This is a genomic window from Parabacteroides faecis (genome assembly GCF_014647375.1).
Taxonomy (GTDB): Bacteria; Bacteroidota; Bacteroidia; order Bacteroidales; family Tannerellaceae; genus Parabacteroides; species Parabacteroides faecis.
Genome location: NZ_BMPB01000006.1, coordinates 43,655 through 68,957 on the forward strand (window position 1 = coordinate 43,655; position 25,303 = coordinate 68,957).

Here is a 25,303-nt window from a genome sequence, read left to right on the forward strand (position 1 = left end):
AAAGAATAAAGTAAATATGAAACGATCTGTTAGTTTTATAATATCAATACTCTTATTTCTGACGGGAGTAGTCAGTGCTTCGTCTGATTTGGAGCAGCATTTTGTTAAACCTCCTGCTGATTGTCGTCCGCATGTCCTTTGGCAATGGCTTGGAGGAATGGTGAGCAGGGAAGGAATTACGAAAGACCTGGAAGCTATGGCAGCCCAGGGGATCGGAGGAACCATGATCATGGTTATGTCCGACCAGCAACCTTGGCCGTATGTTTTCTCATATCGAGATTATCCGGGGAAAGTGAAAGTCCTAAGTGATGAATGGTTTGATTTGATGAATTTTGCCATAGGGGAATCCGATCGTTTAGGATTAGAGGTAAGATTATTCATTTGTACCGGTTGGAGTCATACCGGCGGACCGTGGGTCCCTGCAGAGAAGAGTCTTAAACGACTTTCATATTCAAAGAAAACGGTAGAAGGTCCTATCTCTTTTGATGCGGTTTTGGAAAAGGCTTATGTCCCTACTCCTTCATTTTCTATACCTGAATGGAATAAGGATAGACAGAAAATACCTGATCCGGGAACCTTTAATAAAGATATGCTGGTACTGGCTGTTCCGGAAACTAAACCCGGGGAAATAATAGATCCGGATAAAATTATCGTATTAACCGATAAAATGGATGCAAATGGAAGACTCGTGTGGAATGTTCCTGAAGGTAAGTGGAATATATGGAGAATGGCACTTGTTACAGCGAACAGTTTCAATCATCCTGCTGATATAGAAACGGTAGGGCATGAAGTAGACCGGATGGATCCGGATGCAATTCGTCTTGTGTATGATAATATAGTAGGACGGATCAATAAGGAAGCGAAACAGAAGGGGTATACTTCTTTCAGAGGATTTGAAAATGACAGTTACGAAGCCGGTTATCAGGATTTTGGAAATGACTTTATTGAAGAATTTCAGAAAAGACGAGGATATGACTGTTCTCTTTGGTTGCCGGCGTGGAAAGATAATAATATGGTCATTAAAGATCAGGAACTGACAAATCGTTTTCGTTGGGATATGCAAAGAACGATTTCCGAATTATATGCGGAAAGGTTCCATGGAAAGTTACAGCAATTGGCAGATGAAAATAATCTGGAATGGTTGTTGGAACCTTATTTTGGTATTCCTCTCGATTGGCAGTCTATTGCCGGGATATCTAAAAAGCCGGGTGTGGAATTCTGGGTAAGATCACATTTGGACCAACACGGGAAAAGGCAAGGACCTCCGTCGGATATTATCGGTACATCAATGGAAGCATCTTCTTTATATGGGCGGAATGTAATATGGGCTGAAGCTTTTACCGCAGAACCTTATCAAAGTGCCTGGAGAAATGATCCGTGGATATTGAAAGACGAAGCGGACTATGCATTGACTAAAGGCGTAAATCAGTTTTATATACACGGATTTTACCATAATGCATTCTCTGATAAATATCAACCGGGATTCACCATGGGCTATTTTGGTACACAATATTGTCGGTATCTTACATGGTGGCCCTTTGCCGGAGCATGGCATAACTATCTTGCCCGATGTAATTATATGATGCAGGCAGGACTGCCTGTTGCCGATGCATTGGTATACCCAACTAAAATATCTTCCATGCCGACGCTTATCGAAGGACGTTATCGTCAGGTATGTCTTACGGATGATGTTTTATTGGAAAAGTTGAGTGTTCGTGATGGCAAGCTTGTTTTGCCTCATGGCACTGAATTTAACGCGTTGATATTGAAAGAAGGAGAACGTTTACGTCCGGAAGCATTGGCAAAAATACGGGATTTGGTTGCCCAGGGTGCCACTTTAATCGGAAATCCTCCTCCTGTTCAATCATTGAGCATGGAGAATTATCCGGAATGCGATGAGAGAATGCAACGGTTGATCTCTGAATTGTGGTTTGGTTTATCAGCAACCTCTGCATCTGATATTCAGTTTGGAAAAGGACGTGTTCTTTCCGGAATGCCGGTAGATGCAGCAATGGAAAAAGTAATGGGACTTCCGGAGTTGTTTTTCCAATCTACAGGAGACCCTTGGGAAGTAAAAGATATGCTTTACGGGCAACGCAAACTTTCTCAGGGAGATCTTTATTTCATCAGCCATCGGGGTGGAGAAAAGGTGAAAGCGAAGGTGAACATTAAATGGAACGGACTTCAGCCTGAATGGTGGAATGCTGTTAACGGGGAGCGACGTGAGCTTACTGAGTATGATGTTTTTGACGGACGTATCATTATTCCGGTTGAAATGCTTCCTCGTGAAAGCGGATTCTTGGTTTTTACCAAACCTATTTCAGAGAAGACGGTGCGGACTCCGAATTTTCGGAAAAAAGAGGAAGTACAACAAATTGAAGGTAAATGGAATGTTAGTTTTGATCCTCGTTGGGGAGGTCCTAAACAAGTTGTCTTCGATAAATTGCATGATTGGGCTGAAAATCCGGATAAAGGAATCAAATATTACTCTGGTATAGCGAAATACAAGATTTCATTTAATGCGGCAGATGTTTCAGCATCAATACTAGATTTGGGTATTGTGAAAAATATGGCCCGGGTTATTTTGAATGGAAAGGAGCTAGGCATTGTCTGGTGTACGCCGTGGCAGGTGCAGGTACCACAAGGTTTACTCAAAAGTCAGGGGAATATTCTGGAAATAGAAGTTGCCAATACCTGGGCAAACAGGATGATTGGTGATGAACAATATCCTGATGATGCCGAATATATCAATCCTGGTACTCCAGGAGATCGCCCCGGCGGTTACGATAAGTATACGCAGGGTTATGGTCTGAAAGAATTGCCGGATTGGTTTATCAAGAATAAGCGGCGTCCGGTGAAAGATAGATATACATTTACTTCATGGAAATTCTATAATAAAGATTCGCCATTGCAGCAATCGGGACTTATCGGACCTGTTACTTTGCAGAAATAACTGAATGATTAAAAAATGGGGAGTGGTTCAAAATCAATGGAGCTTACTCCCCGTTTCTTTGCTGTGGAAATCTGCAAATGTTATCGAGCTCCTGGTGTTTATTGATTATCTTTGCAAAAATGATTGAAACGCTTTATGGAACGCTTTGCCGCAATAGATTTTGAGACCGCCAATGGGAAACGCAGTAGTGTATGTAGTGTCGGGGTTGTCATTGTAGAAGACAATCAGGTTATCGACCAGGCATATAGTTTGATCCGTCCGTATCCCAATTATTATACCCAGTGGACCACTGCTGTTCATGGCCTGACACCGGAAGATACAAACGAGGCTCCTGACTTTGAAGAAGTCTGGGCGAAGATAGCACCGAAGATTGCGGATCTGCCTCTGGTCGCTCATAACAGTCCTTTCGATGAAGGATGCCTGAAAGCCGCCCATATGGCCTATGAACTGGCTTATCCCAAATATCAGTTCTATTGTACCTGCCGGCTATCCCGAAAGATGTACCCTTTTCTGGTCAACCACCAGCTGCATACCGTAGCAGCCTATTGCGGTTATGACCTGACGAATCATCATCATGCGATGGCAGATGCTTATGCCTGTGCACATATCGCTGTAGCAATGATGCGTGAGAAAGGTGCCAATACTTTGCAGGAACTATTATTGTCCTGTTCTAAAAGAAGTTGACAAAGGAATATTTGCTGTTTAGAAGGAAAAAGCTTACATTCATCAAATAAATTTTATTCTATCTCAATTTGAAGGTAGTTTTGAGAGCTTTTGATATTCTAACGTAAATAAAATATGATGTATCGTTTACAGAAATGGATTTCACCTGTAATATTAGCTGTTATATGCCAACAAGCAATACGGTTGGTAACCGATATTTCTATAGATAATACTTTTTGGGTTACACCTTCACAACATCTGAGAGAACTAATAATTAGTCCTCCTTTTTTTTATTTAATTGACAGGGGATTGTATCTGCTCTTTGTAAAAAGAAGTACAAATAAAAAAGGGTGGAAAGATATTGTAAAAGAATATGGGTTGGCTGCTATTTACTTTTCTATATGCATTATTATTACTGTTTTTATTATACATATTTTATTGAGTCTGCCGGATTACTTTAGAGATTATGTAATTGCAGTAATGGTCTGTGTACCGATTTTGTTGTTTTATTTTACATTGATACGGAATGAGTATAATAGAAGAAAGGTTGATGAGCAGAACTTTGAATTGGAAAGGGTAAAAGCTGCTCAGCTTGAAACAGAGATGAAGTTCCTGAAAGCCCAGTATCATCCGCATTTTTTGTTTAACGCATTGAATACAATTTATTTTCTGGTAGATGAAACTAATATGGCTGCTAAAGAAGGTATCGAGCTTCTTTCGGGTTTGTTGAGATATCGGCTTTATGATGCGGAAGAACAGGTTCCGTTAGAGGATGAACTTCAATTTCTTAATACATATATCGCTTTTCAGAAACTTCGGATTGAAGAAGGAGTGAAAGTGGATTTCTCAACAGAGATAGCCGATAACCAAAGGAAAATCCATCCGTTACTCTTTCATCCGTTACTCGAAAACGCCTTCAAATATGTAAATGGGAATTTTTATATCGGCATTCGGGTAAGTCAACAAGGTAATATGGTTATTTTCAAAATAACCAATACAATCATAAGGTATCCTGAATCCGAACAAAAGGCAGGGATAGGACTTGTTAATCTTAAACAGAGATTATCAATACTTTATCCGGGGAGACATGATTTGTCAATCAACAAAGAACAGGATTTGTTCACAGCAACATTAACAATAGAGATGGAATAAGATGAAGATAAAATGTGTAATAACAGACGATGAACCTTTGGCTCGTAAAGGGTTGCGGGAATATATCGAGAAAGTAGATATTCTGGAATTAGCAGGAGAATGTAAGAATGCGATCGAATTGAATAATCTATTACAAACGACGAAGGTCGATTTATTGTTTCTTGATATTGAGATGCCGTATTTATCGGGTCTCGATTTTTTAGCTAATATGGAAAATCCGCCTCTCACTGTAATTACCTCTGCTTATGAAAAGTACGCTTTGAAAAGCTATGAATTCCACGTGTCTGACTATTTGTTAAAACCGATTTCATTTGCGCGGTTCATGAAAGCCATAAATAACATACAAGTTACTATGGAAAAGGCAGGAAAAGAAATCGACTCGCGTTCGTACGTTTTTGTCCGGAGCAATAAGCAACTAAAGAAAATCATATTCGAGCAGATATTGTTTATAGAGAGCATGGAAAACTATGTCATTATCAATACGCCGTCATCGAAAGATATAGTCAGTATCCCTTTAAAACAATTTGGGGTCATATTACCGCAAAGTTCATTCATGCAGGTACATCGTTCCTATATCGTTAATATCAATAAAATAGACGCTGTAACAGGTAATCAACTAAAAATAGGAGATAAGATACTTCCCATCGGGCGTAGCCAGCGTGAAGATGTGATGCGCATATTAGGCAGTTATATCATTTCCCCCAAAAAGGAGTAAAAGGAGAAAAAGTGTAGTATATCCATCGATATATGTCGTTCGTCAATATTTTTTGTTTTAGGCGGTTTACCGGAATAATTTTGACCGTAAGTAACTTAAAACAAGATATATTATGGTCAACAGATTCTTCTTTTCCGTTCTTCTGTTCATTTGTTTTTTCTCCCTGAACACTTACGCACAAAGTATCAGGATTTCGGGACGCATTATCGATGATAGTGGTCTGGCTATACCCAATTGTACCGTGATGCTTTACCATGAACAGGATAGTACTTTGGTCAGTGGAGTGATTTCTGATACAAATGGATTGTTTACGGTTCATGCGAATTCAAAAAGCTCTTATCTGATCGAAATTTACATGCTGGGGTTTGAAAAAAATATCTCTTTTCTGGAAGTCAAAACCGAAAATATAGATATGGGAGATATTCGGTTAAAAGAATCTGCAGTTAGTCTGTCGGAGATAACAGTTACAGCCGCTAAAAACGAAATTGTGTTTTCTCCCGGGAAAACAATTATCAACCTGTCTTCTCCTCTTACCCAGGCAGGAAGCAATGTGTTGGATGTATTAAAAACAATGCCGGGTGTCTTCGTTAGTGAAGACGGGACCGTATCACTGAACGGACAGAGCGGTTCGCAGATAATTGTCAATAACAAATCCACCTATTTGTCCGGAGATAATCTTATGAACTTGTTACGTTCCATGCCGGCAACCTCCGTAAGTAAAATAGAACTGATCACCCATCCTTCGGCGCAGTATGATGCAGCGGGGAATGCGGGTATTATTAATCTGCAAATGGACAGGCATTTTTTCAGAGGAACCAGCCTTGCCGTCAATTCTCGTTACACGCAAGGTAAATATGCCAGCGGTGATGTCGGTTTTAATTACGCATACCGTGATGGAAAATTGTGCCTGTTTGCTGACTATTCTTATTACACGGGTAAAGGCTACAATGATTTAAATGTTATACGGGAAGACCTGCATTTGGTCACTCAGGAACCGTTGGGTAAATTTATGCACCAGCATACATACAGAAAATGGAAATATGACTCTCATTATTATCGTGTAGGATTTGATTATGATGTCTCATCGAAAATCTATCTGGGAGTCTATTCCAACGGTTTTATTATGGACCGGAGGCAGGACGGGGATATCAGCTCCCGGATTGTCGAATCAGGTCATCCATTGCGGTCGGAACTGTTCACGAGTAACAGGAACAATAAATATCCCCGTTCGTATGCAGGAGGCATAAATATGTCGTACAAACCGGAGAAAGAAGTGGAATGGAATAACTATTTCGATTTTGTCTATCACAATCAGCCTGAAAATCAGTTTCAGTATGATGTTTTCAACGACTTTGTTTCAGGGCAACAAAAACAAGATACCTTGAAAGGTGATATGGGGGGGAAGATACGTATTTATGCGGGAGAAAGTAATATTAGTTTCCCGTTAGGTAAGAGCAAAGTACGTGCCGGAGTAAAAACATCCTTTGTTTCTGTCGATAATTTTACCCTTTATCACAATCGGTCTGATAATGAATGGAAAGAAGATGTTCAGCTGAGCCGACAGTTTTCTTATAATGAGAATATAAATGCTGTTTATTTACAGCTTGAAACCCGTTTTTCAGATAGGCTATCCACACAATTAGGATTCAGGGTTGAAAATACAAATGTAAAAGGAATCTCCCAGCATTACACGCATTTGTTTCCCTCGGTAACATTAGAATATAAGCATCCAGACGGGAATGCCTTGTCTGCCCTCTATTCCAGACGTATAAACCGTCCTAACTACAATGATATGAATCCTTTTGTCTATATATTCGACAATTATATGCACGAACAAGGAAATCCGGATTTGAAACCTTCGTTGTCCGATAATATAGAACTGTCTTTTGTCTGGAAAGACAAGATGAAAGCAAGTCTTTTCCTTTTACATGTGAAAGACCCTATCAGCAAAAGTTTCCATCTGGAAGAAAACGACCGGATATTGGTTTATCCCGATAATTTATCATCCAGCTACTCATACGGATTGCGTTTAAATTCCACAGTCTTCAGTCCGGTTACCTGGTGGAAAGTGAGTGCAAATCTCTCATTGAATTATAAAAGATATAAATGGTTCTTTTTTGATAAAGAAGAAAAAGCATCCCTGTTTTCTCCTTATGCAGGTTTAAACAACCTGTTTGAATTCTCCAAAAACTGGACAGCGGAAATAAATTTATCCTATCGGGGGAAAAACGCTGACGGACAATATTCTTTTAAGCCCATGTTTATAGCTAATGCCGGAATACGCCGGCAAATATTTAAGGGTAATGGAACCATCTCTTTAACTGTCGATGACATCTTCGAATCCAACCTGCTGAAAGGAGAAGTGAGAATGCCCGGACGGTTTTATAATAGTCGTGAAAGGGAATTGGGAAGGCTTTTTCGTCTTTCTTTCTCGTATCGACTCAGGCAGGGAAAAGAAGCCAAAGCCGCCAACCGGAAAAGATATGTAGATGAAAGTAATCGTATTTGAATGTTTCATCAAAATCTATTCGGTGATCTCGGGAGACGGCTGCTGCTTTCCTGCAATTTTATCTACCACAATGGCAATCGCCCCGTCACCAGTGACATTGCACGCCGTACCGAAGCTATCCATCGCAATATAAAGTGCGATCATCAAAGCCTGTAAGGTCTCGTTGAAGCCAAGCATACTCTGTAATAATCCCAGGGCTGCCATGATCGCCCCTCCCGGAACACCCGGAGCAGCTACCATCGTTATGCCCAGCATCATGATAAAGCCTGCCATTCCGGCAAAAGTGACCGGTTCTCCGGCCATGTACATGATTGCCATAGCGCAAGCCGTGATCTTCATCGTGCTACCGGATAGATGGATTGTGGCACAGAGAGGCACAACAAAAATTGCAATGGTTTCCCGGACCCCGTTTTTTATCGTTTGTGCCAGTGTTACCGGTATGGTTGCCGCCGAGGACTGGGTACCCAGAGCGGTTGCGTAAGCCGGCAACATATTCTTCAGGAGCCGGAAAGGATTTCTGCCGCTGATACCTCCCGCAACAGAAAACTGGATGATTAAAAGCACTACGTGGAGAACGAATATGACGATGATCACTTTCAAGAACATCGCTATGATACTCATTACCTGTCCGCTAACCGTCATATTCAGGAAAATACCGAAGATATGCAAAGGTAGAAGCGGTATGATCACAGCCTCGATCAGTATCGTTATGATCTTTTGAAAGTCGTTGAATGCATCCCGTAGGGTATTGCCGTTGATATAAGAAAGCCCGAGGCCGATCGTAAACGACAGGAGCAAAGCCGTCATTACATCCATCAGGGGAGGCATCGCCACAGTGAAATAAGGTGTCAGCATGAAATCTTCCGGATTATCCATTGCCGTCAGTTCTGCATTGGCAGGCAGGATATGGGGAAAGATGGCAGAGCTGCTGAAAAAAGTAAAGAATCCGGAAAAGATAGTAGAGCCGTAAGCGATCAGGGCCGTAATAGCCAGCAGTTTTCCGGCCCCTTTACCCAGGTCTCCGATAGCAGGTGTTACCAGTCCCAGGATGATAAGGGGGATGGAGAACGAAAGGAAGTTCCCGAACAACGAGTTGAAGGTTACAAAGATACGTGCGATGCCATTCGGTAAAAACTGGCCGAATAAAACACCGGCAGCGATGGCAATAATGACTCTAGTCAGTAGCGATACTTTCAGCTTTTTCATTTATCCTTTTTATTTTGTACCCGATGGCGGCAACCGTTATGCTCATCAACGGGCTGATTAGATTAAAGAAACAATAAGGTAAATAGGTAAGAGTGGCTACACCCAGGATGGTTGCCTGTGTCATACCACAAGTATTCCACGGAATAAGAGGTGAAGTGACGGTTACGGCATCTTCGGTCGTACGACTCAACAGACGGCTTTCATATCCTTTTTTCTGGTAAATATCTTTGAACATATTACCTGTCAGGATGATGGAAATATATTGGTCGGCAGTACAGATATTCAGGAATAAACCGGATGCAACCGTTGAAGCGACCAGTCCTACCGTCCGTTTCATAAAACGGATAAATACGGAAGTGATGCTTCCCAGCATTCCACTGGCAGTCATAGCCCCACCGAAACACATGGCGCAAATGATCAGCCAGATCGTGTTCATCATACCGCTCATGCCCCGGGTGGAAACCAATTCGTTCAAATCCGGATTCCCCGTCTGGATCTGTGTGCTACCGTAGAAGGTCATGATTAGTCCCTTGAACTGTGATTGCATATTTTCTATCGGCAAACCGGATATTTCCTGTAGCAGATGGGGCTGGAAGATCAGAGCGAATATACCGGCCAGAGCTGTGGAAATAAAAAGAGTGATGATAGACGGTATGCGTTTGGCTATAAGGATACCTGTTATGATCGGGACGATTAACAGCCATAAAGAAATATCGAATGTCTCTTTTAAAGAGGCAGAATACATGGCAATCTGGTCGGAAGCGGTTGCTTCGTGTGTCAGTCCGGCTACGGTGAAGATCACTAATGTGATCACTATGGACGGGACTGTGGTGATCATCATGTATTTGATGTGCTTGAACAGTGGCGTGTCCGTTACGGATGAGGCAAGGATGGTCGTATCTGAAAGCGGGGATATTTTATCTCCGAAATAAGCGCCGGAAACAATAGCCCCGGCAATCCAGCCATCGTCAAATCCTTGTGCTTGCCCGATGCCCAGGAGGGCGATACCGATGGTTGCTATGGTGGTCCAGGAGCTTCCGGTCATAACGGAAACGATGGCACAGATAACACAGGTGGATGTCAGAAAGAAACTGGGATGAATGATCTGCATCCCGTAATAGATCAGTGTCGGGACGACTCCGCTTATCATCCAGCTACCGGATAAAGCCCCGATGATCAATAAAATGATCAAAGCCGTAGCCACTCCGGATATATTATTGATCATTGCCAGTTCGATCGCTTTCCAGCGCACTTTGCTGTATCCCATAGCGATCAGACAACAAACAGCCGTGGCCGTAAGCAGTACTACCTGACTTCCTCCGCTCAGGGCATCGCTGCCGAATATCCGGATTGTGACAAACAAAAGGGCTACCAATACAAGTATGGGAACCAGTGAAAGTAAAGGTGAGGGTATCTTTATGGGATTATGATCCATTATTATATATATGCTTTGAATTATTTGCCTGCAAAAATACGCAAAAATAATCTATATATCGACATACAGGATTTCAATATCCCGATGATAAGTAGTTCAAATAAATAAAATTGACAAAATGTTATTTTATCTTGTTGGAGATTTTGTTGTATGTATTCCGGTATATCTCCGTGCGGATTTATGCGACTGTGGAATAGTTGTGTGTTGTCATGTTGGACTTGTCGGAGTGAAAAATGAAGCAAACTGGTGCGCTAGACGGTAATATCGAACGGTTTGTTTGAAATAGAAGGGATTTGCTATTTATATGCTAATCTGTTCGTGATTTGTTTTTGAATCTTTTAGCGAAATAAAAATGTTTTATAGCATGTGTTTTTAACGCAAAAGTCCGCTATCCTGTTTGAATGGCAACTGAATTTAACATATATTTCATTTAAAACGAACCCTCTTCTTGTTTAAAATGAGAAAAAACTCGTTTTAAACGAACTTCAAAAAATACAATGTAAATCTGTGAAAAGCCTTAAAGCGGGTAAATTGTTAAATAATGTAGTTTTATTCCGGCCGGATGATGAACGTTTGTAAATAGTGGTGTCGCTTGTAAAAGGTATATTGTATCATAATGGCCTCTTGTTGCCTGAATAGTAATCTTTTTGATTTTTTACTCAAGGCTACACTGTGTCAGGACTTCTGAATTAAATAATCATTTTATTATGAAAATATGAAAGTCCATATACCCTCCTTCTCTTTTTCTGCGCCTTTAATTATGATGAGGGATATTTCCTACTCATAAATTAAAATAAATGGTGCAAATAGATAATTACATACAATCATTTTTGAATGGATCTCTGGATGCTGAGAGCCATGCTGTTTTACGGCAGTGGATCAAAGAAAAACCGGAGAACAGGGAATATTTCCAAAATACGGTAGCTATATGGAAAGCGACCGGAGTAATGTCGAATGCCGATGGTTTCGATGTTACAAGTGCCATCGGTAAGTTTAAGGAAGAAACCCAACCGGCAAACCGGATGGAATTCTATCGCCGTGCATTGAAATTATCGGCTACCGCTATCATTCTTTTATTGTGTGGAGTTTCTTCATTATTCTTTTTGTGGCAATCGGAGCGATCGGCATCGGAGATGGTTGAAGAATACAAAGAATATGTGGTTGAGGTTCCGGACGGAGCAAAATCAAAGATTACATTTCCGGACGGTTCTGTTGTCTGGCTGAATGCCGGGAGCAAGGTGACGTATGATTCGAACTTTGCCAGGGAATCGAGAAATGTCGGATTGACGGGGGAAGGCTATTTCGAAGTAAGCAAAAATAAAGAATTACCCTTTGTGGTGAATACCGGGAAATTAACAGTGAAGGTTCTCGGTACTAAATTCAATCTAAAATCCTATGAAGAAGACTCAGAGGTGAAAGTAACCCTCAAGGAGGGAGCGGTGAAGGTCGGAGATTTTCTGACCGATGCCGCCCCGGTCGTACTGAAACCAAACCAGCGGTTCACCTTCAAGAAAATGACTCAGACCATACAGGTCGATTCGGTGGATGCCAGCCATATAGAGAATTGGCGTAACGGAGCGATGACCTTTGATAAGGTTCCGCTTGAAGAAATAGCAAAAGAATTGAGACGCCTATACAATATACCGATCCGGATAGAGAGCGATAAACTAAAACATATCGTCTATTATTCAGATTTTCAGGAGAATGTGTCGATAGAAAAAGTACTGGAAATATTGTCTTCCGGCAATAAATTCAGGTATGAGGTGAAACCGGAATTTGTTAGAATTTTCAATTAACATAAGTCAAACCCAAAAGTAAATGTGAATGAGGAAAAAGTAGTAGTAACCGTGGGGTAAAAAATCAGGAACCCTTTTTTCAAGTAATTAAAAAGTTAAATCTTAAACAAGTGAAGTATGAAAAAAACATTTAGAAAATCTGTTCAGGACTTATTGGCTACAAGAGCAGGACGTCTGGCAAATCTGGCTGGTGTATTTCTTGTTGCCGGAACGCTTACTCTTAGTGCGAGTACGTATGCCACTGAGCATATGCTTTCCTTAAATCTTAAAAATGCCACGATCCGTGAGGCTATTGAATCCATCAAGAGCCAAAGTGAATTTTCATTCAGTCTGGATGTTAAAGATCTCAATCTGGATGAAAAAGTATCTGTCTCCCTGGACAACAAGTCTATTAATGAAGTATTGGCCGTGCTGTTTAACGGACGGAATGTACACTATGAAATCAATGATCGTCATGTTGTTATTACTCGTGCCGGAGAAATTGGGCCTGGAGCAGTGATGCAACAGACAAAGCAGATCACAGGCCGTGTTCTGGATGCGAATAATGAACCCGTTATCGGAGCAAATGTTGTAGTAGAAGGAACGACAATCGGTACGGTAACTAATGTGGATGGTAGCTTTACATTGGATGTGCCTGACAAAGCAACATTGAAAATCTCTTATATAGGTTATATCGAACAGAGTATTCCTGTTGGAAATAAATCTGTAGTTTCTGTTATTCTGAAAGAAGATTCACAGGCGTTGGACGAAGTGGTTGTGGTTGGGTTCGGTACGCAGAAGAAATTGAATTTGACCGGTGCTGTAACGGCTGTTACCGGCGAAGAGATGACCAAACGTCCGGTTACTAATGCAGCAACCATGTTGCAGGGACAGGTTCCGGGTTTGCGTGTCAACCAGGGTTTAGGAGCCCCGGGTGCTGAGGCTACTACTTTTCGTGTTCGCGGTCAGGGAACTTTCTCTGATGCAGGTTCTGATCCGCTGGTTTTGGTAAATGGAGTTCCGGGTAGTATCTCTAACCTGGATCCGAGCATGATTGAAAGTGTTTCTGTATTGAAAGATGCTGCGTCTGCTGCTATTTATGGTGCTCGTGCCGCCAATGGGGTTATTCTTGTGACGACGAAGCAAGGGGCGGCTGGTGATGGTAAGGCACACATTGCTTATCATGGAAATGTAGGCATCTACAACCCGACTCGTATGTACGATATGGTAACGAACTCTGCAGAATATATGGAATTGTTTAACCTGGCCAAAGCAAATTCCGGAGCTGGAGAACGCTATACCCAGGAGCAGATCGATGCTTATCGGAATGGTGGTGGTAGCGAACAATATCCTAATTTCGACTGGTTGGGTTATATGTTCAATACAGCCGTGGTTCAGAATCATAATCTGTCGATTGCCGGTAATGCCGGAAAGACAACATATAATGTTGCTTTGAACTTTGTAAATCAGCCTGGTACGTTGAAAGGCTTCGATTATCAGAAATACAATGCGACAATCGACTTGACTTCTCAGATTACTGATTTTATCAAGATCGGTACTTATTCCAATTTGATGTATGGTGATCGGGAAGAACCTCGTCAGGGACAGAGTGATGTTTTACTTTCAACAATGTCGCAGGCGCCTACTTATATGCCGTGGTTGCCGGATGATGGTTCCGGTGTTACCCGCTGGACCGGTTCCGCCTATTCTTTTGAATCTCACAATAAAAATATGCCGGCCATCATTGGTACCAACACTACTAAAAATTATCAGGATTTTGATGTGAATGCTCAATTGTGGTTGGAGGTAAATCTGGCTAAAGGGCTTACCTGGTATACAAAAGGGGCCGCTCGTTTGCAATCGAATAAGTGGAAAGAGTGGGGAGGATCCGATGTCCCGGTTTATGATTATCATACAGGCGAACAAACCGGTTATCTGGATAGAGGTTCTAATGGTTTGACTGTTGAAGATCAACGTCGTTTCTATACGAATCTGTATACTTATTTGAAGTATGATTATTCTACTCCGAATAAAAATCACAACTTCAGTATTATGGCCGGTTATAGCCAGGAATCGGAAAAGTATGAAACAGTAAGAGCGTTCAGAAAAGAATATGCATTTGACTTGCCGGTAATCGATGCCGGTTCTACTGCGAATTGGTCTAATGAAGGAAAACAGGAAGAGTGGGCCATCCAGTCTGTATTCGGCCGTTTGAACTACAATTTTAAAGAACGTTATCTGTTTGAAGCCAATATGCGTTATGACGGTACATCCCGTATCTCTTCGGAAAATCGCTGGGGTATTTTCCCTTCATTCTCTGCAGGTTGGCGTATTACGGAAGAGGATTTTATTAAGGATTTGAATCTGAATTGGCTGAATAATGCTAAAATCCGTGCTTCTTGGGGACAGTTAGGTAACCAGAATATTGGTTTATATCCATATCAGGCGATGATTGCCAGTGTAAGTAACTATCCGTTTGATAAGAAAACTGAAACCGTGGGTTATCAGCAGAAAGCGTATGCAAACCGCGACATCAAATGGGAAACTACTACTATTACCGACGTCGGTTTCGATTTGCAGGTATTCAATGGGTTGAATGTTACATTCGACTGGTATAAGAAAGTTACTTCTGATATTTTGCGTACCTCACAGGTTTCTGCATTGTTGGGTATGACTGCTCCGACTGTAAATAATGGAGAAGTTGAAAACAAAGGTTTTGAAATCGCTTTCAATTACAACAACATGATCACGGATGGAGTCTTTAAGGGCTTGCAATATAATGCAGGTGTTTATTTCGATCGCTCGAGAAACAAATTAACGCAGTTTGGTGCAGAGGAAATCGACGGATATAAATTGAGAAGAGAAGGTCTTCCGTATAATGAATATTATATGCTGGAATGTATCGGTGTCTTTGCAACGGAAGATGAAGTGAAAAATTCACCGAAACAATTTAATGATAATACATTACCGGGTGACCTGAAGTTTAAGGATCAGAATAATGATGGTGTAATTGATAATGATGACCGTATTCCTATTTCAGGACGTTTCCCGGGTTTTGAATATTCGGTAAATGCCGGTGCTAGCTGGAAAGGCTTCGATTTATCGTTACAGGGACAAGGTGTTTCAGGTAAGAAATGGTATACAAACGACTGGGGAATCTATCCGTTCCGTCAGGGCTCTGCTCCGACGCGTGAATATATAGAAGGTATGTGGACAGAAGAAAATCCATATAATGCCAAACATCCGCGTCTTTACTTCGATAATTTGGGAGGTAATAAGAATAACAGAGCGAATACTTATATGTTGCAGAATGCTTCTTATTTCCGTTTGAAGAATTTGACATTCGGCTATACTTTACCAAAAGCCGTTACGGATAAAGTGAAAATGTCACGGGTAAGAGTTTATTTCTCAGGAGATAATCTATTGACATTTACAAAATTCTACGGTCTGGATCCGGAACGTGAGGATGATGGACGTGCAGCTGTTTATCCGCAAAATAGAATTTGTTCTTTTGGTTTAAATGTTGAATTTTAAAAGGTAGAATACAATGAAAAAGATAATAAATATAGTATTGGCTTCGGCTTTGTTGGTGGGTTCTACGACTTCTTGTAGTGATTTCTTACAGAAAGATCCTCCATCTTCGCCATCACAGTCTGTTTTTTGGCAGAAAAAAAGTGATTTTCAATCTGCTTTAGCTGGTAGTTTTTCTATGGTATACGAATGGCCGGGAGAAATGTCGCAAATTATTGCTTGTTTTGATAATTTGACGGACAATTCTATTTGCCAGCATGATGAAGATACCTATGGTAAAACCAAAACAATAGCATTAGGTGATTTGGATCCGAATACAACAGGATATGTGACTTATATGTATAATCATTGTTATCAGGGTATAGCTCGTCTTCATCTATTGATGGAGAATCTGGAAGTTTATGAAGGAACGGATATGTCTGCTGATGAAAAATCTTTTATGCTCGCACAAGCGAAGGCTTTAAGAGGATATTTTTATTCCTGGTTATATCAATGCTATCGTGAGGTCCCTCTGGTAACAGCTTCATTGACTATGGATAATATGTATCAGGCAAAAGCTTCCCGTTCTGATGTCTATACTCAGATTGTGAAAGATTTTGATGATGCGATTGCAGCTCTGCCGGATAAACCTTATTCGGATTCACAGATGTCCGGATATTTTACTCCGGGTGCTTTGAAAGCGTTTAAAGCTCGTCTGATGTTGGCTGAAGCTTACGATGATAATGGTAATGCCGATCCTTCTAAAATGGGGGCCATTGTATCTTTACTGGAAAGTATTCAAGGATATGGATTAGCCGACAGAATGCGTGATAATTTCATTTCCGCTGAGCAGTTGGCTTCTCCCGAAATCATGTTCTCCGTTCGTTATCTGGCTCCCAATACCACACATAGTATGGATTTATATTATGCAGCATGGACCACTTGCGGTGTCACTCGTGACTTAGTAGATGCTTTTGAATGTACAGATGGGCAAAAATGGGGTGAATCTCCGTTGACGGTTCCGGTAAATGAATCATTACTGGCAACGGGGGCTTTGGATAATGCCAATAAAGCAGAGAGAGAGAAACTGTTCCAAAATCGTGACCGCCGTTTGTATGAAACGGTTTGTCATAGCGGTGTGGCTGATTTTTCGATGGATGGACAAGAAGGAGACCCTGTTACGGTCACTAATCAGATGCAAACCGGTTTCGGTATGATGAAGTTGATCCAACCGACAAAAGAAATGCCGAGTTATTCTACTATTTCCGATGCGGATGTTATCATTCTTCGTTATGCAGAAGTGCTGATGATGATCGCTGAAGCTGAAAATGAAGTAAACGGACCGACTCAGAAAGTATATGATGCCGTGAACCAGATCCGTGTACGTTCGGGACAACCGGAACTACCTACGGGACTGACCAAAGAACAGATGCGTGAACGTATTCGTAATGAATGGCGCGTGGAATTTGTATTTGAAGGTCATCGTTATTTTCAGTTAAAACGTTGGAAATTAATGGAAGAACTGGTGAATGGAGCTGCAGATCCTGCTTTACCTACTTACATAAAAGTATTTAAACCGGCATTCTATTATTTCCCGTTGCCACAAACAGAAATAGATAAGGCTGGCGGTGTTTTGGTTCAGGATCCCAATTATAAATAAGCCTACTCGCTAACTTTGACAGACGATACCGGATGAACAATTTATTTAACCTGATAACCCCGGTATTGCCATTGATAATTAGTCGATTAGTATGCGTATTATAGTGACTAAAAAAAACGGTCGTTTTATTTAGTCATTTTTTATATTGACCTCACAAAATTGATTCAGACCTCTAAAAATACTAATAATGTGTGAGATACCATTCACCAGAGGGTAGAAAAATCAAATGATTTTCTTGAAAAATAGTGACTAAAAAAAACGACCGTTTTTTCTAGTCATCCATAGTTTTTAATAAAACTTCATGTAATAGATATTGTGCTGAAATTTAAATTGATACGGGTAGTTTGTGGTAATGTCTTTAATGTGTTATGATGGATACTCGTGATGAATTAGTGAAGTTACAACAAGGAAACCATAAAACTTTTGAATGTCTATTCAAAAAGTACTATGTTTTTCTTTGTTACGAGGCACGTTCTTATATCACAGAAAAGCATATCGTAGAAGAAATTGTCGGAGATGTATTTCGCTGGCTATGGGAAAACCGGGAAACATTGGTTATCACGACCTCTATCAGGGCTTATTTGGTTCGGGCGGTTCATAATGCGTGCCTGTCGTATCTCAGACGAAATCAACCTGAATATATAGAATTGGATGACAATATAGCAGAAAGGAATACATTGTTCTCGTTGGATGAATCTCCTCTCGATTATGTTCTCTCCAAAGAACTGATAGAACGGGTTGGTAAAGCTGTGAAAGAATTGCCTCCTCAATATAAAAGGGTTTTTGAACTTAGCCGATATAAAAATCTGAGCTATGCAGAGATTTCGGAAGAAATGGGTGTTTCCGTGAATGCTGTTAAATTGTATCAGAAAAAGGCATTGGCACAACTCCGGCTGGTTTTGAAAGAGTATTTACCGGCTTCTCTGGACTAATCGAATTGAAGTAATTTGTTATCATTCGGGTATAAATAGATTCTATTTCGTAGATTATTAACTTTTTTATGAACGAAAAGTAACATAATCTCAAAATATAAACGCATCTTTGTTGCGATAAGAAATGATCGGCTTATCAGTTGTCGGCTTGTTAACGCAACAACAATAATAAATACTTATGAAAAAGATTCTTATACTTATTGTTTTGTTGGGATTACTGTATCCTGACCGACCGCTTGCACAGAATAGTATCAAGCTGTATCCTTATCAAATGATCCCGTCTCATCATCCCGATTACCTGCGTCATCATGTGAAATCGCCGGATGCCTCTTTTTTTAATAACAAAATTCAGTTTATAGCCCTTCGTGACCTTTCCGGGGATTATAAACAAAAACTCGATCAATGGGTGGTTAAAGATAAGCTCGGAGATATCCTCTGGGTTTCCTATCCTCTGGTTTTTCAGGATAACCTGAAAGAGGTCGTTGCCGAGATAAAGAAAAGGAATCTTTATCTGTTTGACCTTTGGGGATATATTCCCGGCTCCGGCCCGGGCGGATACTGGACCCAGTTCGTTATTCCTGACGGCGTACTGAATCTTTTTGAAACGGAACTAGGGGATCGTTGGCTGGGTATGGATAACGGTGAACAGGACGGTCGTTATGTCGGTAGCTTTGCTCCCCGGATGTATCCTTTAGGGGCAGACCGTCGACAACAATACTTTAATTTCCAACGTCATTTCCAGGAAATGGGCGACCAGTTGGGGAATAAAATGGCCACGCTGGTTTCTCTGAATTTCGGGCATTATTTCCTGAAGGAAGGAGTATATACGCTGATCGGAGCCGAGACAGCCCAGGGGTTACCCAATTCACAGATCTATTATTCTTTTATCCGTGGCGCCGGTAAGCAATATGGTGTTAACTGGTTCGGAAATGCTTCCGTATGGAACCGTTGGGGATATAAGACATACGATTCGAATGCGACTAATATTGATGAAGACTACGGTAGCGGAGGTCCGTTGAAGGGTACTTCGCTCGGATTGCTGAAACGACTGATCTATACCCATCTGATGTATGATTGCGTGGCTGTTGGTTTTGAAGGCTCTATGCGGATCGACGATAAGCAGCTCAGCCCGATCGGTAAAATACAGCAGAGTGCTGTTAAATGGATAGATAAACACGGTGATCCGGGTATAATGTACACACCGGTGGCGTTGATGACCGATTTCTTTTCCGGCTGGTCATTCCCGCGTCATTTATATTCGGGACAGGCTTATAAGGTATGGGGCAATTTACCGTACGAATTACCGGATTATCTGACCGACGGTATGCTCGATATTTTATATCCGGGCTATCAGGATGCCTCTTATTATAAAGATGAAAGAGGGTTTATCGCTCCGAACCCTTACGGAGATATTGCCGACTGCCTGATGAGTGATGCTCCCCTCTGGGTGTTGAAACAGTATCCGGTATTGGTCATTGCGGATGAGCTACGTCCGGGCAAAGAAATTAATGATAAGCTGAATGCTTATGTGAATGAAGGCGGGCATCTGGTCATTACGGCCGGTTCTTTGAAGAATATGCCGGATGGAATAGCCGGTATCCGTACCGGAGAAAAGACCGTGGTATGTACTGCCCCGGTAACTTATAAAGGACAGTCGTTGAAGGAACGCGCACCTTATACGCTGGCGGAGTTGGTCTATCCTGCATCTGCTACCGTATTGCAAAAAAGTAATGAACTTCCGGCTGCTGTCGAACTGAATGCCGGGAAAGGGAAAGTGACGGTTCTAGCTTCTCCTTATGGAGTTACGGAGCAACCGCAATGTGAATTACCCGTAAAGGTGATGGAAGAAAAGCCGTTGGACAAACCTTATCCCATACTGAATCATACAAAAGCATTGATGGAAGATATTTTTGCTTCTATGCAACTGTTTGAGACCAATCCGGAATTGAGCCTTGTGACTTGTTCCAGGGGAAGCGGTGAATATACCGTCCTGATCTCCAATGAATATTGGGAGCCGAAAGATTTCTCGATCAGGGCAAAGACGGGAAAGATCGTTTCCATCAAAGAATTGCCGACCGACTGTTCGGAAATGAAAGCGGTGGGTTATACTCCGAAAGTAATGTTGAATACATCGGTTGGTAAAAATACCTCCCATACGATAGCCGGTGGGAATGTCCGTATTTTCCGTGTCCGTCTGGATAATGAGGCGGATGTGGCAGTCATGCCGGAAAGTATCCCGGTCCCGAATACGACCGGACGGGCACTTGTGCTGCGTAATATCCGGGATGTGAAGGAAGAGATCCTTTCACGTCCGACGTTCTTCGAGCATTATGACCGCGTCGTGATCGACTGGCGCTATCTGCATAATAAGGAAAAAGAAGCCTTGAGGCAGGAAGCCGGTTGGCTGGGACGGCAAAAACTGAAAATGACAGTCGATCTGACTTCCGGTTTGAACCTCTATCCTGATTTGAGGATCGTAAATAATGATCCTCCTTTCTATCAGAAAAGTATGGAGATTATGAAAGGTGTTATCGATAAGATGGAAATACTGGGGGCTGACGAATTGCTGATATCTACCCAGCGGACCATCGAGAACAATTATACGATGGAACAGTTCTATGCCTCACTGAAAGAATCTTTCCAGGTATTATCCGACTATGCGGCGAAGAGAAATATCCGTTTATTATTGAGACAATCTGTTTCCCGTACACCTGATACGATCGAAGGGCTTCAGAAACTGGTGGGAGAAGTGAACCGTCCGAATTTTACTTTGGCACCGGCCCTGTCGCTGCTGTTGAATAATGAAGCCGGCCTGGATGACGATTTGAATCGCCTGAAACAAATGGATATCAGAGATATTCTTATTTCCGCTCCGGAAAAAGATATCCATGGTCAACTGTGGAACACCAATGCCCCCCTATACAGATCCGGTAAAGCAACGCTCATCCGTAAGATACTGGCTGCATTCCCACAGGCAAATTACGTGATGGATGGCCTGTATACTTCGCAGGATGAAGAGTATATGGACGGGAAAGCGATGGACGAATTTGTCACCAAAAAATAATCATCTATGTGGAAAAAATTATTGATTACAGGATGTATGGCCTTCTGCCTGTTAAGCGGAGGGATACTATCCGCACAACCCAGTTGTGAGACGAAAGAGGAGGTTACCTCCGAACAACTGGACAGGACGCAAAAAGGACTGGTTGCCATGATGAAAGAGCTGAAAAACGACTCTTATTTTCAGGCGGAACTGGATAAAGCTGCTGCCCAGTCGACCCCATCCAAACAGATGGAAGCGTATAAGAGTTTGGCTGCCCGTTTGCTTTCTGTCCTGGAGATACAGGCAGAACTGGAATGGATGAAGCCGGAAGCGATTCAGGAAGCGTTGGGTATCATGAAGAAAAACTCCGGCTTTGATGCCGCATTGGCAGATAAACGTTTCGGTGAACTGAAATCGTTGCTTGCCGGAGGATTTGACGGTATTTATACCGGTGATCCCCAGGCAGTCGATAAGGCAAACAAGGCATTGACGCTGAAACGTAAACTGATGCTGATGAGCCCGGATGTGAATGTCGACAAAATGTTGACGGTTAAGTTCGACCTGGGAGAAAGGGCTAATTTCGTAGGTGCGGGCAGTCTGGGTATCCAGCCGAATAACTGGTCGAACCTGAGCTCCGCGAGCCGTAAGAACTTCAAAGCCCAACTGGTTGAGTTATCCGGTCTGAAAAGTGGTGATCTCAGTGAAAAGACACTTTATAAACCGGCTGTAGACGGTTCCTCTGTCACTGACCTGGTATTGAACTGGGACGGGAAGCGATTGATGTTTACCGCTTTGGATACGGCACGGAGGTGGCAGGTACATGAACTGAATATCGATGGGGGAGACGCTAGACAGGTAACCAATATACCTGAACCGGATCTGGAGTTCTTTGACGGAACTTATCTGCCTGACGGACGCATGCTGGCGATTTCCAATATCGGTTATCAGGGCGTTCCTTGTGTAAACGGCAGTGATGCGGTGGGTAATATGGTTTTGTATGACCCCAGTAACGGCTACCTGCGCCGCCTGACATTCGACCAGGATGCGAACTGGCATCCGGTAGTGATGGCAAACGGAAAAGTAATGTATGTACGTTGGGAATATACCGACCTGACGCACTACTTCTCCCGCATAGTCATGCATATGAATCCGGACGGAACGGAACAAAAGTCGTTGTATGGCAGCGGTTCCATGTTTCCGAACAGTATTTTCGACGTGCAGCCGTTACCGAAACGTACCAACCGTTTTGTCGGTGTTATCTCCGGGCATCACGGTGTGGCACGTTCCGGCCGTCTGATGATCTTTGACCCGGCAAAGAGCCGTAAAGAAGAAAAGGGTATGATCCAGGAATTGCCTTTCCGCGGTCGTCCGATCATCCCTGAAATAAAGGATGAGTTGGTGAACGGTGTATGGCCTCAGTTCATCAAACCGTATCCGCTGACCGACGAGACATTCCTCGTAACAGCCAAGCTGTCTCCGTATAGCCGTTGGGGTGTTTATCTGGTGGATATTTACGATAACCTGACATTGGTAGCCAATGCGGATGAAGCCGGTATGATCTATTCCGTTCCGGTAAAGAGTACGCCGGTTCCTCCGGCTATCCCTGACCGTATCAAACCAAATGAAAAGGAAGCGACAGTGTTTATCCAGGATATTTATGAAGGGGAAGGTTTGAGAGGCGTACCGCGCGGAGAGATCAAATCGTTCCGTGTCTATGCCTATGAATATGCTTATCGCCGGACCTTGTCCGACCATTATAATCATGGTATTCAGGCTGGCTGGGATATCAAACGCCTGCTGGGAACTGTTCCGGTGGAAGAAGACGGTTCTGCTATTTTCAAGATTCCGGCTAACACGCCTGTTTCCCTTCAACCGCTCGATGCACAGGGGCGTGCCGTACAGTGGATGCGCAGCTGGCTGACGGGTATGCCGGGCGAAGTGGTTTCGTGTGTCGGTTGCCATGAAGACCAGAACACGATACCTGTGCCGAAGAGGGTGCTGGCTTCTACCCGTAAGCCTCACGAACTGACGATTGCCGACGGCGGGGTTCGCTCTTATGCCTTTAAGTATGAGGTACAGCCGATACTCGACCGGGCTTGTGTAGCCTGCCATGACGGAAGTAAAGCCGGACGCCCGAATTTTAAAGATACGACTTCCGTAGGTATTACCGACTGGAGCGGTACGCGTTATTTCCAGAAGAGTTACCTGGCATTTCATCCTTATGTGAACCGTCAGGGACCGGAAGCGGATATGTATGTCATGAGTCCGTATGAATATCATGCATCTACCAGTGAGATCGTCCGTATGTTGGAACGGGGGCATTATAATGTGAAACTGACCGACAGTGAGTGGGATCATCTGGTGATGTGGATCGATATGAATGCTTCGGGACGCGGTGAGTTCGACGCCGATCCGCTGAATGGGTATGACCAGTATGAACGCCGTATCGAACTGGCTGATAAATATGCGAATAATGCAGGTGTGGACTGGCGTAAAGAGTTGGCCGATTATGCCTCTTATCTGAAAGATAAAGGCGAAATCCGTCCGGAAATGCCGGAAAAGGTAGCTCCTGTAAAACATAAAGAGGTGAAGATGAAAGGCTGGCCGTTAACGACGGAAGATATTCAGGCGATGTTGTCAAAGGAAAAGGGACTTAGAAAAGAGATCGAAGTGGCCGACGGTGTCAAGATCGCTTTCGTTCGTGTTCCTGCCGGTAAGTTCGTGATGGGTACGAATAACGGTTATCCGGACCAGGCTCCTGAATTCAAAGCTGAAGTAAAACAAGGTTTCTGGATGACAGAAAAAGAGTTGACGAACGCACAGTATAATGCCTTGGTTCCTGATCACGACAGTCGTATTTATGCACAGCATTGGAAAGATCATACGACTCCCGGTTATCCGGCGAATAAGCCGAACCAGCCGGTTATCCGTGTCAGCTACGAAGAGGCGATGAAATATTGTGAGATGCTTTCGGAAAAGACCGGATTGAAGGTGACGCTCCCGACTGAAGTACAGTGGGAGTGGGCTTGCCGTGGTGGTAGCGACCAGCCGTTCTGGTATGGTGCGATGGATGCGAACTTCGGTCCTTATGAAAACCTGGCCGATGTCCAGTTGGAAAAGATGGCAGTAACAGGTATCGATCCGCAGCCGATGGAGAAGGATAATCCCTGGTTCCCATATTATAATTACATGCCGAAGGTTGAAACGGTCAATGATGGAATGATGATCCCGACCGACGAATATAGTTATAAGCCGAACCCGTTCGGACTGATCAATATGCATGGAAATCTGCAGGAATGGACCCGTTCGTTGTATGTTCCTTATCCTTACAGCGAGAAAGCCCAGGCGGCAGCCAACCCCCGTCAGGTGGTAGCCCGTGGCGGTTCATGGGTAGATCGTCCGAAAGATGCCACAGCCACTGCGCGCCGTGTTTATCTGCCCTGGCAGCGTGTTAATAATGTAGGGCTTCGCCTGATTATTGAGGATTGAAAATATTAGTCTAATATAAAAGAAGTTGTATTTCACATGAAATACAACTTCTTTTATATTTAGAGTAAATAGCGTAGAGATTCAGGATTTCTTCTTGTGTCCCAGACTAATGCTATTCGGATATGTTTCTTTTCTATCGTGTAATATATTTTACAATTTCATCGGTTTGACTTAATCGGCTGATGGATAAACCTTTTGCAGAATATTTGAATTTCAGAAGTAACGATTTAGTAACCGTGCGTATTTCAGCGTTTTATAATG

At 42.6% G+C, this 25,303-nt stretch carries 13 protein-coding genes; 11 read left to right on the forward strand and 2 right to left on the reverse strand.

Annotation, left to right across the window (positions count from 1 at the left end):
* The first annotated feature begins 16 nt into the window (after positions 1-16).
* From IEY67_RS09390 to IEY67_RS09410, 5 genes are all read left to right on the forward strand, one after another.
* Complete coding sequence (locus tag IEY67_RS09390) at positions 17-2,953, forward strand: glycosyl hydrolase (RefSeq protein WP_183668155.1); 2,937 nt, start codon at positions 17-19, stop codon at positions 2,951-2,953.
* Between the two features lie 135 nt (positions 2,954-3,088).
* Entirely contained in the window at positions 3,089-3,637 is a 549-nt protein-coding gene (locus tag IEY67_RS09395; RefSeq protein WP_122373888.1) for a 3'-5' exonuclease, read from the forward strand.
* A gap of 114 nt (positions 3,638-3,751) precedes the next feature.
* Complete coding sequence (locus tag IEY67_RS09400; RefSeq protein WP_183668157.1) at positions 3,752-4,768, forward strand: sensor histidine kinase; 1,017 nt, start codon at positions 3,752-3,754, stop codon at positions 4,766-4,768.
* Position 4,769: 1 nt separating this feature from the next.
* Positions 4,770-5,483: a LytR/AlgR family response regulator transcription factor gene (locus IEY67_RS09405; RefSeq protein ID WP_183668159.1), complete on the forward strand. Its 714-nt coding sequence runs from the start codon at positions 4,770-4,772 to the stop codon at positions 5,481-5,483.
* 112 nt (positions 5,484-5,595) lie between these two features.
* Positions 5,596-7,992 carry a TonB-dependent receptor domain-containing protein gene (locus tag IEY67_RS09410; protein WP_183668161.1) on the forward strand — a complete coding sequence of 799 codons (2,397 nt, stop codon included), beginning with the start codon at positions 5,596-5,598 and terminating at the stop codon, positions 7,990-7,992.
* A gap of 15 nt (positions 7,993-8,007) precedes the next feature.
* On the opposite strand, the gene IEY67_RS09415 is transcribed toward IEY67_RS09410, so the two are convergent.
* Both IEY67_RS09415 and nhaC read right to left on the reverse strand, forming a co-directional pair.
* Entirely contained in the window at positions 8,008-9,198 is a 1,191-nt protein-coding gene (locus IEY67_RS09415; protein WP_183668163.1) for a dicarboxylate/amino acid:cation symporter, read from the reverse strand.
* Entirely contained in the window at positions 9,167-10,633 is a 1,467-nt protein-coding gene (gene nhaC, locus IEY67_RS09420; protein ID WP_183668165.1) for a Na+/H+ antiporter NhaC, read from the reverse strand. Before nhaC ends, IEY67_RS09415 begins: the two co-directional genes overlap by 32 nt.
* Before the next feature lie 830 nt (positions 10,634-11,463).
* On the opposite strand from nhaC, the gene IEY67_RS09425 reads away from it, so the two are divergent.
* The 6 genes from IEY67_RS09425 (at position 11,464) to IEY67_RS09450 (ending at position 25,042) form a co-directional block, all read left to right on the forward strand.
* The gene (locus tag IEY67_RS09425; RefSeq protein WP_229801015.1) at positions 11,464-12,429 is read left to right on the forward strand and encodes a FecR family protein; all 966 of its coding nucleotides are present in this window, start codon (positions 11,464-11,466) and stop codon (positions 12,427-12,429) included.
* A gap of 117 nt (positions 12,430-12,546) precedes the next feature.
* Entirely contained in the window at positions 12,547-15,942 is a 3,396-nt protein-coding gene (locus tag IEY67_RS09430; protein WP_122373881.1) for a TonB-dependent receptor, read from the forward strand.
* 13 nt (positions 15,943-15,955) lie between these two features.
* Positions 15,956-17,578 carry a RagB/SusD family nutrient uptake outer membrane protein gene (locus IEY67_RS09435; protein ID WP_122355768.1) on the forward strand — a complete coding sequence of 541 codons (1,623 nt, stop codon included), beginning with the start codon at positions 15,956-15,958 and terminating at the stop codon, positions 17,576-17,578.
* Positions 17,579-17,946: 368 nt separating this feature from the next.
* A complete protein-coding gene (locus tag IEY67_RS09440) occupies positions 17,947-18,510 on the forward strand; it encodes an RNA polymerase sigma-70 factor (protein WP_122373880.1) in 564 nt (187 codons plus the stop codon).
* 178 nt (positions 18,511-18,688) lie between these two features.
* Positions 18,689-21,574, forward strand: a complete 2,886-nt coding sequence (locus tag IEY67_RS09445) for a hypothetical protein (protein ID WP_183668169.1) — start codon at positions 18,689-18,691, stop codon at positions 21,572-21,574.
* Between the two features lie 6 nt (positions 21,575-21,580).
* The gene (locus tag IEY67_RS09450; RefSeq protein WP_183668177.1) at positions 21,581-25,042 is read left to right on the forward strand and encodes an SUMF1/EgtB/PvdO family nonheme iron enzyme; all 3,462 of its coding nucleotides are present in this window, start codon (positions 21,581-21,583) and stop codon (positions 25,040-25,042) included.
* Positions 25,043-25,303 lie beyond the last annotated feature (261 nt).

Bases quoted from the DNA above. Each gene is read 5' to 3' on its own strand.
- IEY67_RS09390 (WP_183668155.1), top strand. From the start codon at position 17: ATGAAACGATCTGTTAGTTTTATAATATCAATACTCTTATTTCTGACG.
- IEY67_RS09395 (WP_122373888.1), top strand. From the start codon at position 3,089: ATGGAACGCTTTGCCGCAATAGATTTTGAGACCGCCAATGGGAAACGC.
- IEY67_RS09400 (WP_183668157.1), top strand. From the start codon at position 3,752: ATGATGTATCGTTTACAGAAATGGATTTCACCTGTAATATTAGCTGTT.
- IEY67_RS09405 (WP_183668159.1), top strand. From the start codon at position 4,770: ATGAAGATAAAATGTGTAATAACAGACGATGAACCTTTGGCTCGTAAA.
- IEY67_RS09410 (WP_183668161.1), top strand. From the start codon at position 5,596: ATGGTCAACAGATTCTTCTTTTCCGTTCTTCTGTTCATTTGTTTTTTC.
- IEY67_RS09415 (WP_183668163.1), bottom strand. From the start codon at position 9,198: ATGAAAAAGCTGAAAGTATCGCTACTGACTAGAGTCATTATTGCCATC.
- nhaC (WP_183668165.1), bottom strand. From the start codon at position 10,633: ATGGATCATAATCCCATAAAGATACCCTCACCTTTACTTTCACTGGTT.
- IEY67_RS09430 (WP_122373881.1), top strand. From the start codon at position 12,547: ATGAAAAAAACATTTAGAAAATCTGTTCAGGACTTATTGGCTACAAGA.
- IEY67_RS09435 (WP_122355768.1), top strand. From the start codon at position 15,956: ATGAAAAAGATAATAAATATAGTATTGGCTTCGGCTTTGTTGGTGGGT.
- IEY67_RS09440 (WP_122373880.1), top strand. From the start codon at position 17,947: ATGATGGATACTCGTGATGAATTAGTGAAGTTACAACAAGGAAACCAT.
- IEY67_RS09445 (WP_183668169.1), top strand. From the start codon at position 18,689: ATGAAAAAGATTCTTATACTTATTGTTTTGTTGGGATTACTGTATCCT.
- IEY67_RS09450 (WP_183668177.1), top strand. From the start codon at position 21,581: ATGTGGAAAAAATTATTGATTACAGGATGTATGGCCTTCTGCCTGTTA.